We start from the raw sequence: 17,560 nt of genomic DNA on the forward strand, positions 1-17,560 counted from the left end.
CAGCCCTGGTTGGTGCAGCGCGCTGTCAGGACATCAGCGAGTAAATCAACGCGGTAATCGCCACCAGGCCGACCGCCGTGACAAACACATTGGACGCCTGCCCACGGTACTTGGCCATCGCCGGCACCTTGCGGATCGCGTACATCGGCATCAGGAACAGGATCGATGCAATGATCGGCCCGCCCAACGTCTCGATCATGCCAAGGATGCTCGGGTTAAGCGTAGCGACAATCCAGCACACCAGCAGCATGAAGGCGGCGGTCATGCGGTCCAGGCTCTTCGGTGTCGGGCGGCGGCCGGTTTTCGCGACCAGGCCCTTGAGGCCTTCGCTGGCGCCGATGTAGTGGCCCAGGAACGACTTCGCAATTGCCACGAATGCAATCAACGGCGCGGCGAAGGCGATGGTCGGGTTGTCGAAGTGGTTGGCCAGGTACGACAGGATCGACAGGTTCTGTGCTTTCGCTTCGGCCAATTGCGCTGGCGACAGGGTCAGCACGCAACTGAACACGAAGAACAGCACCATCACCACCATCAACAGATGCGCGCGCGACAGGATCTGCGAGCTGCGCTCATCGGCGTTCGCGCCGTACTGACGCTTCTGGTCCACGGCAAAGGCCGAGATAATCGGCGAATGGTTGAACGAGAACACCATCACCGGAATCGCCAGCCACAAGGTGCTGAGCAACGCCGAAGGCGCCGGGACCACGCTGGCGGTGCTGAGGATGCCACCATTCCAGTGGGGGATCAGGTACACCGCCAGAAACAGCAAGGCGACGATGAACGGATACACCATCAAGCTCATCGCCTTGACGATCGCCTGCTCACCGCAACGCACCACGGCCAGCAGGCCGAGGATCAGCACAAATGCCAGGATCGCCCGTGGCGGCGGCATGATGTGCAACTGGTGCTCCATGAAGCTGCCGACGGTGTTGGTCAGCGCCACGCTGTAGATCAGCAGGATCGGGAAGATCGCAAAGAAGTACAGCAAGGTGATCAGCGCACCGGCCTTGACGCCGAAGTGCTCTTCGACCACGTCGGTGATGTCGGAACCTTCACGACCGGACAGCACAAAACGCGTCAAGCCACGGTGGGCAAAAAACGTCATCGGGAAGGCCAGCAGCGCCAGGATCACCAACGGCCAGAAGCCGCCAAGGCCGGCGTTGATAGGTAGAAACAAAGTGCCAGCACCAATCGCCGTGCCGAATAGCCCAAGCATCCAGGTGGTGTCCTGACGGCTCCAGCTTGTAAGGATTACAGGTGTCGTGACATAGCGTTCGTCGACGCTATTGGCCTGATCATTCATCCGATCGGATCTCCGCATTTCCACAGCAGGGACGAGTCAGAAAAACCTGACAGGCAGCGCCCCAACCATAACAGGGGCGCGATTGTCCGGGATTCTTTTGAATAAGCAAAGGCTTAGCTGAGGAACGGTTAAGCGGTGCAGAGGCTCAAGAGCGAGGTTTTCGGCTATTTTTGGCGCGCTCAGCGTGGAGCGCATCAGGGGCAGTGGCGTATCAGATGAATCCGTCATGAGTGACCGAAACATCGTTATGCCTTGTAAGAGAATACCTGCGACTGTTGACTGTCAAACGCATGCCCAGCATGATCGGCCTATGAACCTATTTCAGCTACGCCTCACCCGCACCACCACAACGACCGCTTCCGGCGGGTCGTGCGGTTGCCGTGGGGGCTTGAACTAGACACCTCACAGATTCAACCCAAGGCCCCGCCAGCAATGGACGGGGCCTTTTTATTGCGCCTCCATCTGGCACACGCAAGGAGCAACACCATGGCTGACGCCCTGTTGATCATCGATATGCAAACCGGTTTGTACGATGGCCCGGACCAACCCTTCGAACGCGAGCGCGTGCTGGAGACCATTAACCAACTGATCCGTCGCGCCCGCACAGCCGGCGCACCGATCTTCGTCGCCCGTCACACTGGCCCGGCGGGCTCACCGATTGCAGCGGGCAGCCCGTATTGGCAGGTGTGGCACGCACTGGATGTCGATGAGGCTCGTGACCAGTTCTTCAATAAAACCCGCCCCAGTTGTTTCCTCGGTACCGATCTGGCGCAGCGACTGCGCGCGACACAGGTCAATGAACTGGTGATTGTCGGGATGAAAACCCAGTTCTGTATCGATACCACTTGCCGCGTAGCAGTAGAACTGGGGTTCTCGGTGATCCTGCCCGAAGATGGTCATACCTGCATGGACACCGCAACGCTGTCGGCGGCGGCGATCATCGAACATCACAATGCCACATTGGCCGGAGCGTTTGCGCAACGTGTGAGAGCGGCCGAGGTCAGTTTCTGACAACAGTAAATACTGTGGGACCGAGCTTGCTCGTCCCACTTCACACGCCTGTAACATTAAACATAACCTTAAAATTGCCCGACGGTTTTTATAGACCGTGCAATCGCAACCAACCCACCTTTATTTTATTAATTCAAAATATTTGAAAAGCCCTTAACGCAATCAACAGCGAATTTGTTACAACATTTTCCACCGCATTGAAACACCGCCTCATCACGCCTATATTTTATCCACCGCCGCACCAAACATTACAATCTATAAATAATAACGATAAAAACACCTCACACACCCTGGACCAGGAATTATTTCATGCATAAATACAAAATGATCCTTACAGGCTTTTTTTTGATTGGGTTTCTCTCGCCCCTGGCCAGTCATGGGCAGTCAATGAATACCAAAGCCGATGTCCAGGCGTTGGCCTCATCCCCCCAATGGCTGACCACTAAAGTTTATATAGAAGGCCACCCGGAAGTTGACGTCAAAGACAAGTATCCAGGCGTGGTGGGTATATCCATGTGGGACCCCATGCGCAATCGCTATGAGTTTTTCTACGCCGACACCGGGCAATCAAAGTATGACCATGGCGGCGGCGGTTACTTCCTTGTCACGGGCGATCAAAAAAACCATATCCTGGTGCCTGACAAAGGCCCGATCAGGACCGTCGTGCGGCGGCTGGAGACACTGAATAACGCGGAGTTCACCTATTCGCGGGAAGTGCCCCTAGACATGATCGAGACCAACGAGACTGTCCGTATCTATGTCGTTCATGCACCTTACAAAGGCGCTATAAAAACCGTGACCTCTCACTGAGTTATCCAAATATCAGCTCGATGCCGCCAGGCACTTGAACCATTCCCTGAATAACCCCGACAACAAAACCAACAAAGAAATGTCCACTTATGAAAACACAACTCAAGTCATTACTGATATCCACCGTATTGCTGTCCACCTTTATATCGGCCGGCGTTAATGCGCAATCTAAAGTCCCTCCTATCGCAAAAGCGCCTGTCGCCACGCCGGACAATGCGATCATGCTGACGGTGTTTCTCAAACATGATCAATCACGCCCACTCAGCGAACTGAGGGCCCAACTCGCCACACAAGAGTTTTATAAAGTTTTTCCACCGGAGGGGGTAGAAGTTGTCAGTTGGAACATCACCATGGGTATCGGGCAGGTGGTCGTCCTACGCTTACCCGCCTCACGCCTGTCGGCGGTAAACCTCGCATTGGAAAACAGCGCGTGGGGCTCCTACAAAACAGAGTTTTTCCCGACCTATGATTTCAGGGAAATCGCACAGGCAGAAATCAACAAGGTGAGGCAACCCCAGTAACACCCGAGGGCATGCACAGCGTCTTCAACCTAAGTAGACACTTGCATGTCTCGCCGAAATGCCTGGTGCATCCTCAGCCAAGGTCGTCCTTGATCCCCTTCAGCCGGGGAAATATCTTTCACCCCCAGGCATTTCGGACTACAAAAAAACCGCATAATCCAGGCATCACTCTCCACAGCAAGAGCTGCCCCATGCCCGCCACTGTTCTGGTTCTGGTCGAAACCATCAACGAATACCTGCCCATCATCGAAAGCAATGACTTTCATGTGATCCTGGCGCCAACGCCCGCCGAACGCGCACAGGCCATCAAGGCCCATGGTGGGCAGATCAAAGCCGTACTGACGCGTGGCCCACTGGGTCTGTATGCCGAAGAAATCGCCGCGCTGCCGCTGCTGGAGATCATCTGCGTGATCGGTGCCGGCTATGAGCATGTCGACCTGCAGGCAGCGAGCAATCGCGGGATCGTGGTGACCAACGGTGCCGGCGTGAACGCGCCGTCGGTGGCGGACCACGCCATGGCCTTGTTGCTGTCATTGGTACGCGGCATTCCACAAACAGACGCGGCGGTGCGCCACGGCGAGTGGCCCAAGGTGATGCGCCCGTCCCTGGGCGGCAAGCAACTGGGGATTCTCGGGCTCGGCGCGGTGGGACTGGAGATCGCCAAGCGCGCCGCCCTCGGGTTCGGCATGCAGGTGAGCTACCACAACCGCCAGCCGCGCGATGACGTGGACTACACCTATTGCTCGACCGCCGTGGAGCTGGCGCGCACCTCGGACTTCCTGATCCTGGCCACGCCCGGCGGCCCCAGCACGCGCCACTTGATCGATCGGCATGCCCTGGATGCGTTGGGGCCGAACGGCTACCTGGTGAATATCGGCCGTGGCAGCGTGGTGGTGACCGCCGACCTGATCGCCGCCCTGGAGCAGCGCCGTATCGGCGGCGCGGCGCTGGATGTGTTCGACGACGAGCCCAAGGTGCCCGACGCCCTCAAGCGCCTGAGCAATACCGTGCTGACCTCCCATGTGGCCGGGCTGTCGCCGGAAGCCGCCCACGATACGGTGCAACGGGTGGCCGACAACCTGCTGGAGTACTTCGCCGGTCGTCCGGTGCTGACGCCGGTCGCCTTGCCGCCGCCCGAAAAATGACCGATCAGGCACGCTGATCATCATCCAACACGCGAACCTATTAAGCCGCCCCGACCTTGTGGCCGGGCGGCTGGGCGCATTAGATTAGCCAATAGTCCGAGGCCTTTAGAATAAGCAGAAGGGATAAGCATGGCGCTGAACGACCAATCGACCCAGATCCGCCCAGGCGAAGAACTTGATGCCAGCCTGATCGATCCCTACCTCAAGGCCCATATTCCGGGCCTGAGCGGCACGGTCAAGATCAGCCAGTTCCCCGGCGGCGCGTCCAACCTGACCTACCTGCTGGAATACCCGGGCCAGGAGTTCGTGCTGCGCCGCCCGCCGTTCGGGCACAAGGCCAAGTCCGCCCACGACATGGGCCGCGAATTCCGCATTCTCAATCAACTTAAAGACGGCTTTCCCTACTGCCCCAAGGCCTACGTGCATTGCACCGATGAATCGGTGATCGGCGCCGAGTTCTATGTGATGGAGCGCGTCAACGGCATCATCCTGCGCTCCGATCTGCCGGCCGAACTGGGCCTGAACGCGAGCAAGACCGAAGCGCTGTGCAAAAGCTTTATCGACAAGTTCGTCGAACTGCACCAAGTGGACTACAGCGCCTGCGGCCTGGCCGACCTGGGCAAGCCCGAAGGTTACGTGGCGCGCCAGATCCGCGGCTGGAGTGACCGCTACGAAAAAGCCCTGACCCCCGACGCGCCGCGCTGGGAGGCCGTGCGCGCCTGGCTCAACGACAAGATGCCGGCCGACCATCCCACCTCGAGCATCGTGCATAACGACTACCGCTTCGACAACGTGATCCTCGACCCGCACAACCCGATGCAGATCATCGGCGTGCTGGATTGGGAACTGACCACCCTCGGCGACCCGCTGATGGACCTGGGCAACACCCTCGCCTACTGGATCGAAGCCGCCGACCCGGCGCCCGTGCAACTGATGCGCCGCCAGCCGAGCAACGCGCCCGGCATGCTCACGCGCCGCCAGTTCGTCGACTATTACGCCGAGCGCGCCGGCCTTGAGATCGACAATTTCGACTTCTACTACACCTACGGCCTGTTCCGCCTGGCCGGCATCGTGCAGCAGATCTACTACCGTTTTTTCCATGGCCAGACCCAGGACAAACGCTTTGCGCAGTTCATTCAGATGAACAAGCTGCTGGAGCAGATGAGCCTGAATGTCATCGGAAAATCCGCCCTCTGATCGACCGAGCCAAGACCCACAAGGAACCCCCATGTCCAAGACCAACCTGTTCGACCTCGACGGCAAGATCGCTTTTGTCTCCGGCGCCAGCCGTGGCATCGGTGAGGCCATCGCCAAGTTGCTGGCCCAGCAAGGCGCCCATGTGATCGTCTCCAGCCGCAAGCTGGAAGGCTGCCAGCACGTGGCGGATGCGATCATCGCCGACGGCGGCAAGGCCACTGCGGTTGCCTGCCATATCGGTGAAATGGAGCAGATCACCCAGGTCTTCGCCGGCATCCGCGAACAGTTTGGGCGCCTGGACATCCTGGTCAACAATGCCGCGACCAACCCACAATTCTGCAACGTGCTGGACACCGACCTGGGCGCCTTCCAGAAAACCGTGGATGTGAATATTCGCGGCTACTTCTTCATGTCGGTGGAAGCCGGCAAGCTGATGCGCGAAAACGGTGGCGGCAGCATCATCAACGTGGCCTCGATCAACGGCATCTCACCGGGCGTGTTCCAAGGCATTTATTCGATAACCAAGGCCGCCGTGATCAACATGACCAAGGTGTTCGCCAAGGAATGCGCCGAATTCGGCATCCGCTGCAACGCCTTGCTGCCGGGCCTGACCGACACCAAGTTCGCCTCGGCGCTGGTGAAGAACGACGCGATCCTGAAAATGGCCCTGGCGCAGATCCCGCTCAAGCGCGTGGCGGACCCAAGCGAGATGGCCGGCGCGGTGCTGTACCTGGCCAGCGATGCATCGAGCTACACCACCGGTGTGTCGCTGAACGTGGACGGTGGCTTCCTGTCCTAACCACCTAAGCAGCACAATCCCCAGGTGGGAGCTGGCCCGCTCCCACTTTTTTTATCGCGTTGTCCTACCGCCCCTTTGGAGCAAGCGTCACCTGCGAGTAGTCTTGGAGCGATTCAGCCCCTCAGGACAAACATGGAACTGCACGTGATCATCAACGGCCGCAAGGACCTGGCCGAACAGCTCTACCAGCAACTGCGCGAAGCCATCGACTCCGGACGCCTGGCCGCCGGGGCGCAACTGCCGCCCAGCCGTCTGTTGGCCGCGCAACTGGGCGTGTCACGCAAGACCGTGTCCGACACCTACGCCACCCTGACCTACGAAGGCCTGCTGGTGGGCAGGATCGGACGAGGCACGTTCGTCAACGGCCGCACTCCGCCGACCGAACGCCTACAAACCGCCACCGACCTGGCCTGCGCCGCCAACCTGGCGAAGTGGCAGGCGCTGCCCTCGCCCATGCATCACCCCACGCGCGACAGCGCCCTGCGCTACGAATTCCTCGGCGGCGCCACCAGCCGCCAGCAATTCCCCCAGGACGAATGGCGGCGCTGCACCCAGGACGCCCTGCGCTGTATGGCCCAGAACAGTGGTCTCTACAGCCAGCCCGAAGGCCTGCCGGCGTTGCGCAGCGCCATCGCCGGGCACATTGCGTTTTCCCGTGGGGTCAAATGCAGCGCCGACGACATTGTGGTCACCAACGGCGCGCAGCAGGCACTCGACCTGATCGCCCGCGTGGTGCTGGAGCCGGGTAGCATCGTCGCCATGGAAGACCCCGGCTACAGCCCGGCGCGCCAGTTGTTCATGGCGATGGGAGCAAACGTTATCGGGGTGCCCATCGACGATCAGGGTATTCAGGTCGACCAGGTCCCTGACGGCGCGCGGCTGATCTATGTGACGCCGTCCCACCAGTTTCCCCTCGGCATGCCCATGAGCCTGGCGCGCCGCGAAGCCCTGCTGGCCCGCGCGTTCGAGCTGGGGGCGATCATTATCGAAGACGACTACGACAGCGAATTCCGTTACGAAGGCCGCCCCACCGACTCCCTGCAAAGCATGGACACCCGTGGCGTGGTCACTTACGTCGGCACCTTCTCCAAAACCCTGCTGCCGGAGTTGCGCCTGGGCTATGCGGTACTGCCGCCGGCGATTTATGGCGCGGTGCTCAAGGCCAAGCAATTGACTGATCAACACAGTTCCACCCTGCCGCAATGGGCGCTGGCCAAGTTCATCAGCGAAGGCTATCTGCTCAAGCATATTCGCCGCTGCCACAGCGTGTATGCCGGGCGCCGCGAACGCATTCTGCAACGCCTGGCGGGCGACCTGTCGCCGTGGTTCGACGCGGTGCCCACCGTGGCCGGCTTTCATATGGCAGCGCTGTGCAAGGTGGCGGTGGACATCCCGCGGCTGCGGGAACTGGCACGCCAGATGGAAGTGGGCCTGTATCCGCTCGATGTGTTCTTTCACGACACGCCGGTACGCCCGGGTTTGATCATCGGCTTCGGCGCGATCGAAACCCTGGACATCGACCCGGCGCTGGATAAGGTGCGCGACATTCTCCAGCACATTGGCTAACGGGCCTTCCCGCACGATTCAGGGGCGCCTGAACAGGCGGCGGTGGTCTTCGACCCGCTCACGACAGACGCAGCCTTCAAGGTGATCATTGACCATCCCCGTCGCCTGCATCAACGCATACATCGTGGTCGGCCCCACGTAGGTCCATCCGCGTTTCTTCAAGGCCTTGGACAAGCGCACCGAAGCCGGTGACGTCGGATTGGCCTTCCAGTAAGCCAGGTCCACTACCGCCGGGCGCTCTTCAGGCGCCGGTTCGAATGACCAGAGCCATTTCGCCAGCGAACCGCTTTCTTCCACCAACTCGCATGCCCTGCGCGCATTGTTGAGGGTCGAGATGATCTTCGCGCGGTTGCGCACGATGCCAGGGTCGACCATCAGGCGCTCGATATCCTCTTCGCCGTACTGAGCCACCCGGCGAAAATCAAAACCGTCGAACGCCCGCCGAAAGTGCTCGCGCTTGCGCAGGATGGTGATCCACGCCATCCCCGCCTGAAAACCCTCCAGGCAGATCTTCTCGTACAACTGAATGTCGTCCGCCACCGGCACGCCCCATTCGTGGTCGTGGTAATGCAGATATTCCGGCGCAGCGGTACGCCAACTGCAATGGGTCAGCCCCGCGTCGTTGGTGCTCAGTCCTGGTTTGTCCATCCGTCACCTCGCGTACTCAGCGGCGGATGATAAGCGAAAAAATTTGCGCCCCGTCAACCGCTCAAGCACCGCCCTCGCAAAGCAACTGGTCAGACCGGAACCCGCCAAGCGCGGAATATTTACTTGTGATCGGGAAAAACCCAAGCGTAGACTGGCCACGCACTGGACTTACCGGTATGACCACAATAATTAAGCCCTGGAACCACCAGGGCACCGAATAGAGATCCCTCCCATGCTCAGATGGTGCTCGCGTTCGATTTTCCTGCAAGTCTTGATCGGTCTGATGCTCGGCATCCTCTGCGGCTTGGCCTTTCCCGAATTCTCCTCGCAACTCAAACCCCTGGGTGACGGTTTCATCAAACTGATCAAGATGTTGATTGGCCTGATCGTGTTCTGCGTGGTGGTCAGCGGTATCTCCGGTGCCGGCGACTTGAAAAAGGTCGGGCGCATCGGCTTGAAGTCAGTGATTTACTTTGAAGTGCTGACCACCGTCGCGTTGGTGATCGGCCTGCTCATGGCCTTCAGCACCGGTATCGGTACTGGCGCGAATATCCACCTGGAGCAATTGTCCTCCGCCGGCTTGCATGAACTGGCCGACAAGGGCCAACACATCAAGGGCACCAGCCAGTTCCTGATGGACCTGATCCCCAACTCGGTGATCGGTGCGTTTGCCGACAACAACGTGCTGCAAGTGCTGCTGTTCTCGGTGCTGTTCGGCAGCGCCTTGAACCTGGTGGGTGAAGCGGCGTCGGGCATTTCGCGGCTGATCAACGAGCTGAGTCACGTGATCTTCCGCATCATGGGCATGATCGTGCGCCTGGCGCCGATCGGCGTGTTCGGCGCAATCGCCTTTACCACCAGCACCTACGGCCTGGACTCACTGCAGCACCTGGGCAGCCTGGTAGGCCTGTTCTACCTGACCTGCTTTATGTTTGTCGGGGTGATCCTCGGCCTGGTGATGCGCCTGTCCGGCCTGCGCATGCTGCCGCTGCTCAAGTACCTGCGCGAAGAACTGCTGATCGTGATGGGCACCGCCTCGTCCGACGCGGTGCTGCCACAGATCATGCGTAAACTGGAACACTTGGGCATCGGCAGTTCCACCGTGGGCCTGGTGATTCCGACAGGCTATTCGTTCAACCTCGACGGATTCTCGATCTATCTGACCCTGGCCATCGTGTTTATCGCCAACGCCACCGGCACACCGCTGTCGATGACCGACTTGCTGACTATCCTGCTGGTGTCGTTGATCACCTCCAAGGGCGCCCATGGCATTCCGGGCTCGGCGCTGGTGATTCTGGCGGCGACACTCACGGCCATCCCGGCGATTCCGGTGGTCGGCCTGGTGCTGGTGCTGGCCGTGGACTGGTTCATGGGCATCGGTCGCGCATTGACCAACCTGATTGGCAACTGCGTCGCCACCATCGCCATTGCGCGCTGGGAAAAAGACATCGACATCCAGCGCGCCAACAAGGTACTCGCCGGCCAGCAGGGTTATGCGTTCCAGGCTAAAAAGCCGGTAGTGCCCGCGCACCAGGAGTTCTGACCCATTGGCATGAGCGACACAGATCACCTGTGGGAGGGGGCTTGCCCCCGATTGCGCTGGATCAGCCTCATCGCAGGTGACTGATACATTGCTATCTGGGGCAAGCCCGCTCCCACACTTAATCGTCGCCTTTGTGGCAATTGTATTCGCAACATCAAGGAGCCATCGACGTGATCACCCCCTCAACCGTCGTCAATTCAGTCGTAGAAAAACTCCGCGCCGCCCTGGCGCGGGGCCAGTGGCGCCGGGGCGAAATGCTGCCCGGCCAGCGTGAACTGGCCGAACAAATGGGCATCAGCCGCCCAAGCCTGCGTGAAGCCGTGATCGTGCTGGAAACCCTCGGCCTGGTGCGCGCCATGCCCGGCAAGGGCGTAGTGGTGTTGGAAACCAGCATCAGCGAGCCGCAATCGAGCGACGCCGTGGCCGACGCCAGCCTCGAAGACATCCTGCAACTGCGCTACACCCTGGAGCCGTTCATTGTCGGCCTGGTGGCCCAATCCATCAGCAGCAAGGAAGTCGGCCAACTGCGCCTGACGTTGATGGACATGCGCGAAGCCTTGGACGCCGGCGACGCCGAAGCCGGCATGAACGCCTACATCGGTTTCCACGAAGAACTGTTCGCCCTCACCTCCAACCCAATCTTCCAGAACGTGGTGCAGCAAACCAGCAACGCCCTCAAGCAAAGCGCCCAGGTGCTGCGCAATTCTCCCGAACACCTCGCGGAGCGCCTGCAGGAAAACGACGCCGTGGTGCGCGCCATCCGCAACAAAAACAGCGCCTTGGCCAGTGCCGAGATGCGCCGACACATCCTCCAAGAAGGCCTGCGCATGGGCATTCGCTTGAACATCCCGGACGACCATCTGGGTAGCTGACTTTCTGGAGACCGGCCATGACCGCCCACGCCCTGCAACGCGACCCGATCCTCCCTGCCCTGCGCCTGGTGGCAGGTAAAAAGCCCGCCGTGGACGACATCTACCCCCGGCTGTTCGACGCTATCCTCGAACAACGCATCGGCCCCTCCAGCCGCTTTACCGAAGACGGCCTGGGCGAAACCTTTGGCGTGAGCCGCAGCGTGATTCGCCGGGTACTGGCCAAGCTATCCCAGCAACAAGTGATCATCCTGCGCCCCAACCAGCGTGCCCAAGTGGCTGCGCCAGATGCGCAGCAAACACGCCAGATTCTGGAAGCGCGGCGGATGACGGAGATCACGGTGGTGCAACTGGCCTGTGCCCAGGCAACGCCCGCGCAGATATGCCAACTGCGCGAGCTGATTGCCCGCGAACGCGAGTGCATCCAGGGCGACCAGCGCGGGCCGGCGATTCGTTTGTCGGGGGAGTTTCACCTGCAATTGGCGGCCATTGCCGGCAATGGGCCGCTGGCACAGTTCCTCAATAGCCTGGTGCCATTGACGTCGTTGATCATTGCGCAGTTTGAAGCGAAAGCCTGCACGTACTGCGCGTGGCAGGAGCATGTGGCAATCGTGGAGGCGGTGGAGCAACAGGATGTCAGCGCAGCCGTGTCGTTGATGACCCAGCACCTGGATCAGCTGGAAAGCAAACTACTCAAGCACCACTGATCTCCAGTAAACGCACAAACAAAAAGTGGGAGGGGGCTTGCCCCCTCCCACTTTTTTTACCGCTGAATCAAGCCGATTGCAGCACCGGCTGACCACTCAACGCCAAGTCGAGCAACTCACGGTTGGCCACCGCATACATGGCGTAGTCCGTGCCGACCGCAGCACGGATTTCCACCATCATTGCGCGCCAGCGATCGGCCATGTCCTGGTGCTGCTCAAGCCACAGGGCCACGCGGGCTTCCATGTCTTGTGGCGCGTCGGCCATTTGCAGTACGGAAATGGTGATCGCCCGTTGCTGCCAGTCCACGTCGTCGCGGAAGGCTTCGCGGGCCTGGGCCTGCCAGTTGTTGGCTACCGGCAGATCGCTGATCTGCTGCAGGTACCACGGCAAGTCCAGGGCGCTGCCGACGGCGAAGTAGGCCTTGGCCACTTCGGCGGCGTCATGCCCGGTCACGTCGGCGGCTTCGATGATCGGCAGCAAGGTGTACAGGTGGGTAGTGCCTGCAACCATGCGTGCCAACAGCTCGGGTACGCCGGCTTCGGTGTAAGCCTGATAGCGGTTCTGCCAGCCTTCACGGGTCGGGCCTTCCAGCAGTTCGTCGAGCTTGAGGCCCAACGCAGCCAGGTGCGGACCGAAGTGCGCGGTGTCACGCCCGGCATCCTGCTCGTTGCGACGGCTGCGCAGGAACCAGCGCGTGGCACGACGGCCCAGGCGCATCAGCTCGTCCATCAACTCCAGTTGCACGTCGGCAGACACCTGGTGGTCCAGGGCTTCGATCTGACGGAACCAGTGCGGGAGATGGAAAATGTCGCGCACGATCACATAGGCGCCCGCCACGTTGGCCGGGCTCATGCCGGTCGACTCTTTGAGTCGTTGAACGAAGGTGATGCCCATGTGGTTGACCAGGTCGTTGGCGATCTGGGTGCTGACGATCTCACGCTTCAGACGGTGGCGACGCATCGCCTCGCCGAACTTGGCGACCAGGCTCGGTGGGAACGCGGTCTCCATGTCACGGGTCAGGTACTCGTCATCCGGCACCTGCGACTTGAGCAGGGCTTCCTTGAGGTCGATCTTGCTGTAGGAGATCAACACCGACAGCTCCGGACGGGTCAGCCCCTTGCCGGTGCCGGCTCGCTCGACGAGCTGTTCCTCGGTCGGCAGGTACTCGATGGCGCGGTCCAGCTTGCCACGGCTTTCCAGGTCGCTCATCAGGCGCTTGTACTCGGCGGCACGCTCGTAGGCACGGCGCGCGGCCAGGGACAGGGCCTGGGTTTGCTTGTAGTTGTTGCCCAACACCAGGCTGCCGACTTCGTCGGTCATGCTCGCCAGCAACTGGTTGCGTTGCTTGTCGGTCATGTCGCCGGCCTGCACCACTTCGTTGAGCAGGATCTTGATGTTCACTTCGTGGTCGGAACAGTCCACGCCACCGGCGTTGTCGATGAAGTCGGTGTTCGAACCGCCGCCATTGAGGCCGAATTCCACACGCCCCAGTTGGGTCATGCCGAGGTTACCGCCCTCGCCCACCACCTTGCAGCGCAGCTCGTTGCCGTTGACGCGCAGCGCGTCGTTGGCCTTGTCGCCCACATCGGCATGGCTTTCGGTGCTGGCCTTGACGTAAGTCCCGATCCCGCCGTTCCACAACAGGTCTACCGGCGCCTTGAGCAAGGCGTTCAGCAGTTCGGTCGGGGTCAGCTTGTCGGCCTTGATGTCGAAGCGTTCTTTCATCTGCGCCGAGATGGCAATGCTCTTCGCGCTGCGCGAGAAGATGCCGCCGCCTTCGGACATGATGCTGGTGTCGTAGTCGGTCCACGCCGAACGCGGCAGCTCGAACATGCGCTGACGCTCGACGAAGCTGGTCGCCGGGTTCGGGTTCGGGTCGATGAAGATATGCAGGTGGTTGAAGGCCGCGACCAGTTGCAGTTTGTCGGACATCAACAGGCCGTTACCGAACACGTCACCGGCCATATCGCCGACACCAACCACCGTGATGCTGTCTTCCTGCACGTTGATGCCGCGCTCACGGAAGTGACGCTGCACACCGACCCACGCGCCCTTGGCGGTGATGCCCATTTTCTTGTGGTCGTAACCGGCCGAACCACCGGAAGCGAACGCGTCGCCCAGCCAGAAGCCGTAGTCGATGGCGATGCCGTTGGCGATATCGGAGAACGTCGCGGTGCCTTTGTCGGCGGCGACGACCAGGTACGGGTCATCGCCGTCATGCCGCACGACGTTGACCGGCGGCACCAGGGCGCCGTCCTTGAGGTTGTCGGTGATGTCCAACAGGCCGCAAATGAAGATGCGGTAGCAGGCGATGCCCTCGGCCGCAATCTCGTCGCGGCTGCCGCCCAATGGCAGGCGACGCGGCAGGAAGCCGCCCTTGGCGCCCACCGGCACGATCACCGAGTTCTTCACTTGCTGGGCTTTGACCAGGCCGAGCACTTCGGTGCGGTAGTCTTCTTCACGGTCGGACCAACGCAGGCCGCCACGCGCAACGTTGCCAAAGCGCAGGTGCACGCCTTCGACGCGTGGCGAATAGACGAAGATTTCAAACTTCGGCACCGGCTTGGGCAGCTCGGGAATGGCCCGCGGGTCGAACTTGAAGCTGAAGTACGCCTTGTTCTGGCCGTTGGCGTCGGTCTGGTAGAAGTTGGTGCGCAGGGTGGCCTTGATCAGGTCCAGGTAGCGCCGCAGGATGCGGTCTTCGTTGAGCACCTGAACCTCGTCCAGGGCGCTGAGAATCGCTTGTTCCAGGCGTTGCTGCTTGTCTTCCAGGTCGTCGGCGGCGAGCTTGCGCGCCAGGTAGAAGCGCGTCTTGAACAACCGGGTCAACTCGCGGGCGATGTCGGTGTGGTTGTTCAGGGTGCTGGCGATGTAACCCAGGTCGAAGCCCAGGCGGATCTGCTTCATGTAGCGGGCGTAGGCACGCAGCAGCGCCACGTCGCGCCACGGCAGGCCAGCAGTGAGTACCAGGCGGTTGAACGCATCGTTCTCGGCATCGCCATGCACGATATGCACGAACGCGTCCTGCAGGGTGTCGTTGAGCTGCTGGATGTCCAGGTTCACGCCTTCGGCGGCAATGAACGCGAAATCATGGATCCAGAACTCACGGCCATTGGCATGACGCAGGCGGTACGGGAATTCACCCAGCACGCGCAGGCCGAGGTTTTCCAGGATCGGCAATACGTCGGACAGCGCCAGCGGGGTGTCGGCATGGTAGAGCTTGCAATGCAGCTCACGCTGGCCGGACACCTGGCCCAGCGGCTGATAGAAGCTCATCACCAGCGGGTTGGCTTCAGTCAGGCTGAGCAAGTGCTGCATGTCGACCACGGCCGAATGCGCAGCAAAACGCTCGCGGTAGCCGGCCGGGAAACCTTTCGGGAAGTCCGCCAGCACGTTGGTGCCGTGGGCTTCGCCGAAACTTTCGACCACCAGGCTGGAGTAGTCGTCCTGCCAACTGCGACAGGCCTGCACCACTTCTTTTTCCAGCTGCAGCGTGTCGATGTCCAGGCGGTTTTTCGGGTCGACCCGCAGAATCAGTTGCACACGGGCCAGCACGGACTCGGAGAAGAACGTCCAGAACTCGCAGTCCGAGGCTTTCAGGCGATCCATCAGCACTTGCTGGATCTTCTGGCGTACTTCGGTGGAATAGATGTCGCGCGGCACGTAGGCCAGGCAGTAGCAGAAACGCCCGTAGGGGTCTTTGCGCAGGAACACGCGGATCTTGTTGCGTTCCTGGATCTGCACGATCGACATTACGGTGCTGAACAGCTCGTCGACCGGGGTCTGGAACAGGTCGTCACGCGGCAGTACTTCGACCACCTGCGCCAGTTCCTTGCCCAGGTGCGCTTTGGCCTGGAAGCCCGAACGGCGCTCGATTTCCGCGACCTTGCGGCGGATATAAGGAATCACCCGCACGCTTTCGCCGTACACCGACGAGGTGTACAGGCCCATGAAGCGGCATTCCTTGATGACCTTGCCATCGGCGTCGATCTCGCGGATCGACACGTAGTCCGGATAAGCCGGGCGATGCACGCGGCTCGGGTGCGCGGCCTTGGCGAACGACAGCACGGTCGGTTCGCGCAGGTACGACACAGCGTAGTCTTCGATGCGCAGGTCGTCGGCGGTGAGGCCGGCGCGCAGCAGCTTGGTCAGACCGAGGAAGGAGCCGGCGTCATATTCGATATGACCGCCGTCCGCCTCGTCACGTACCACAAACTCTTCATAGCCGAGGAAGGTGAAGTGGTTGCCCACCAGCCATTCCAGGAAGTTCTTGATCTCGGCTTTTTCTTCGCCGTCGATGCTGAACTGGCTGGCGTCGATACCGGCCAACAGTTCCTGGACCTTGGCTTTCATCGGCTCGAAATCGGCCACGGCCACGCGCACTTCGCCCAGTACCTGCTCCAGCTCTTTGCTCAGCACGTTCAGTTCGGCGGCGTTGGCGCAGCGGTCGATTTCCAGGTACATCAGCGATTCTTGCTGGATGCCTTCGCCCTGGGTGCCTTTAGGCAGGATTTCCAGCAACTCACCTTTTTTGCCACGACGCACGCTGAGCACGGTGGTTTGCAGGGTGTGGATGCTGTAGCCACGGCGGTTCAGCTCGGTGCGTACCGAGTCGACCAAAAATGGCAGGTCATGGTGCAGTACTTCGACCGCAGTGTGGGTCGACTGCCAGCCATGACGTTCGTAATCGGGGTTGTAGACCCGCACCTGGGGTTCGGTGTGGTCGAAGCGCTCAAGCAGGCGCCAGGCGGACAGGGTGCAACCGGCCAAGTCGGAAAGGCGACGTTGGGTCAGTTCGTCCAGGGAAATGATGCCGAAAAATTGTTCAGCGAACAGCGCCACTTGTGGCAGTGCCTGTTCACTGATGTGCTGCGCCAGTGCCGCTTGCAGTTGATGCTGGAAGTCGGCCTTGCTGGCTGCGGTGAAGAACGCCATCTGTGGTACTCCGCTTGGGCTTGTTATTGATGGAAGCGTCGCGTGTTATCCCCTTGCGGGGAGACCGTCAGCTCTGTTCGCAGGTAACGATGTAAGTACCATAAACGAATCAGGGTGACAGGTGGGTGAAGCTGGACAAGACGATCAGGTCACATACAACTTCCATTAGACGTACACCTTGCCAGGCGACGGTATGACGGGCAGGTCTGGCTCCCGACAGAGGGCACATCCGTTGCGCAGCTTAACGAGTGTAGGAAGACCGCTGCTTGCGGCGCTGCGACATATTCGGTCATCGGCTGGCAATGCAGGGTTGCACAAAGGGCAACCACACCCTCCCAGACTACAAAAAAACCGGTCACCGACGCCGATTTCAAGCCAATGATAGCCAACACACTCGAAGCCCGTCGGCACATACCTACAGCACATCAAGCAACAGACCTCGAACATCAGGGAACTTTTCCTGCGCCAACCGCCAATCAAAAAATACACAGGGAGCGTGGTTTAC

13 protein-coding genes are annotated in these 17,560 nt (G+C 60.5%); 10 read left to right on the forward strand and 3 right to left on the reverse strand.

The window, feature by feature from the left end:
• Positions 1–25 precede the first annotated feature (25 nt).
• The gene (locus U5A08_RS16075) at positions 26–1,303 is read right to left on the reverse strand and encodes a serine/threonine transporter (RefSeq protein ID WP_321847404.1); all 1,278 of its coding nucleotides are present in this window, start codon (positions 1,301–1,303) and stop codon (positions 26–28) included.
• A 486-nt stretch (positions 1,304–1,789) separates the two neighbouring features.
• Here U5A08_RS16075 and U5A08_RS16080 point away from each other — a divergent pair, with 486 nt between their 5' ends.
• The 7 genes from U5A08_RS16080 (at position 1,790) to pdxR (ending at position 8,352) form a co-directional block, all read left to right on the forward strand.
• The gene (locus U5A08_RS16080) at positions 1,790–2,314 is read left to right on the forward strand and encodes a cysteine hydrolase family protein (RefSeq protein ID WP_253396324.1); all 525 of its coding nucleotides are present in this window, start codon (positions 1,790–1,792) and stop codon (positions 2,312–2,314) included.
• A gap of 309 nt (positions 2,315–2,623) precedes the next feature.
• Entirely contained in the window at positions 2,624–3,124 is a 501-nt protein-coding gene (locus tag U5A08_RS16085) for a DUF4822 domain-containing protein (protein WP_321847405.1), read from the forward strand.
• Positions 3,125–3,213: 89 nt separating this feature from the next.
• Positions 3,214–3,645: a hypothetical protein gene (locus U5A08_RS16090; RefSeq protein WP_321847406.1), complete on the forward strand. Its 432-nt coding sequence runs from the start codon at positions 3,214–3,216 to the stop codon at positions 3,643–3,645.
• Positions 3,646–3,836: 191 nt separating this feature from the next.
• Complete coding sequence (locus U5A08_RS16095) at positions 3,837–4,790, forward strand: 2-hydroxyacid dehydrogenase (protein ID WP_253396330.1); 954 nt, start codon at positions 3,837–3,839, stop codon at positions 4,788–4,790.
• Between the two features lie 129 nt (positions 4,791–4,919).
• On the forward strand, positions 4,920–5,987 hold the full coding sequence (locus U5A08_RS16100; protein WP_253396332.1) for a phosphotransferase family protein: 1,068 nt from the start codon (positions 4,920–4,922) through the stop codon (positions 5,985–5,987).
• A 31-nt stretch (positions 5,988–6,018) separates the two neighbouring features.
• A complete protein-coding gene (locus U5A08_RS16105) occupies positions 6,019–6,786 on the forward strand; it encodes an SDR family oxidoreductase (RefSeq protein ID WP_253396334.1) in 768 nt (255 codons plus the stop codon).
• Positions 6,787–6,918: 132 nt separating this feature from the next.
• On the forward strand, positions 6,919–8,352 hold the full coding sequence (pdxR, locus tag U5A08_RS16110; RefSeq protein ID WP_321847407.1) for a MocR-like pyridoxine biosynthesis transcription factor PdxR: 1,434 nt from the start codon (positions 6,919–6,921) through the stop codon (positions 8,350–8,352).
• An 18-nt stretch (positions 8,353–8,370) separates the two neighbouring features.
• On the opposite strand, the gene U5A08_RS16115 is transcribed toward pdxR, so the two are convergent.
• Positions 8,371–9,000 (reverse strand): DNA-3-methyladenine glycosylase I, encoded by a 630-nt coding sequence (locus tag U5A08_RS16115; protein ID WP_321847408.1) that lies wholly within the window; start codon positions 8,998–9,000, stop codon positions 8,371–8,373.
• A gap of 217 nt (positions 9,001–9,217) precedes the next feature.
• Here U5A08_RS16115 and U5A08_RS16120 point away from each other — a divergent pair, with 217 nt between their 5' ends.
• The 3 genes from U5A08_RS16120 (at position 9,218) to U5A08_RS16130 (ending at position 12,119) form a co-directional block, all read left to right on the forward strand.
• Positions 9,218–10,543 carry a C4-dicarboxylate transporter DctA gene (locus U5A08_RS16120; RefSeq protein ID WP_321852236.1) on the forward strand — a complete coding sequence of 442 codons (1,326 nt, stop codon included), beginning with the start codon at positions 9,218–9,220 and terminating at the stop codon, positions 10,541–10,543.
• A 170-nt stretch (positions 10,544–10,713) separates the two neighbouring features.
• Positions 10,714–11,415 carry a FadR/GntR family transcriptional regulator gene (locus U5A08_RS16125; RefSeq protein ID WP_247401638.1) on the forward strand — a complete coding sequence of 234 codons (702 nt, stop codon included), beginning with the start codon at positions 10,714–10,716 and terminating at the stop codon, positions 11,413–11,415.
• A gap of 17 nt (positions 11,416–11,432) precedes the next feature.
• Positions 11,433–12,119: a GntR family transcriptional regulator gene (locus U5A08_RS16130; protein ID WP_321847409.1), complete on the forward strand. Its 687-nt coding sequence runs from the start codon at positions 11,433–11,435 to the stop codon at positions 12,117–12,119.
• A 67-nt stretch (positions 12,120–12,186) separates the two neighbouring features.
• Here the strand turns inward: U5A08_RS16130 and U5A08_RS16135 are convergent, their stop codons facing one another.
• The gene (locus U5A08_RS16135; protein ID WP_321847410.1) at positions 12,187–17,055 is read right to left on the reverse strand and encodes an NAD-glutamate dehydrogenase; all 4,869 of its coding nucleotides are present in this window, start codon (positions 17,053–17,055) and stop codon (positions 12,187–12,189) included.
• Positions 17,056–17,560 lie beyond the last annotated feature (505 nt).

Origin of the sequence: Pseudomonas paraveronii (genome assembly GCF_963681955.1) — a bacterium.
GTDB classification, from domain to species: domain Bacteria; phylum Pseudomonadota; class Gammaproteobacteria; order Pseudomonadales; family Pseudomonadaceae; genus Aquipseudomonas; species Aquipseudomonas paraveronii.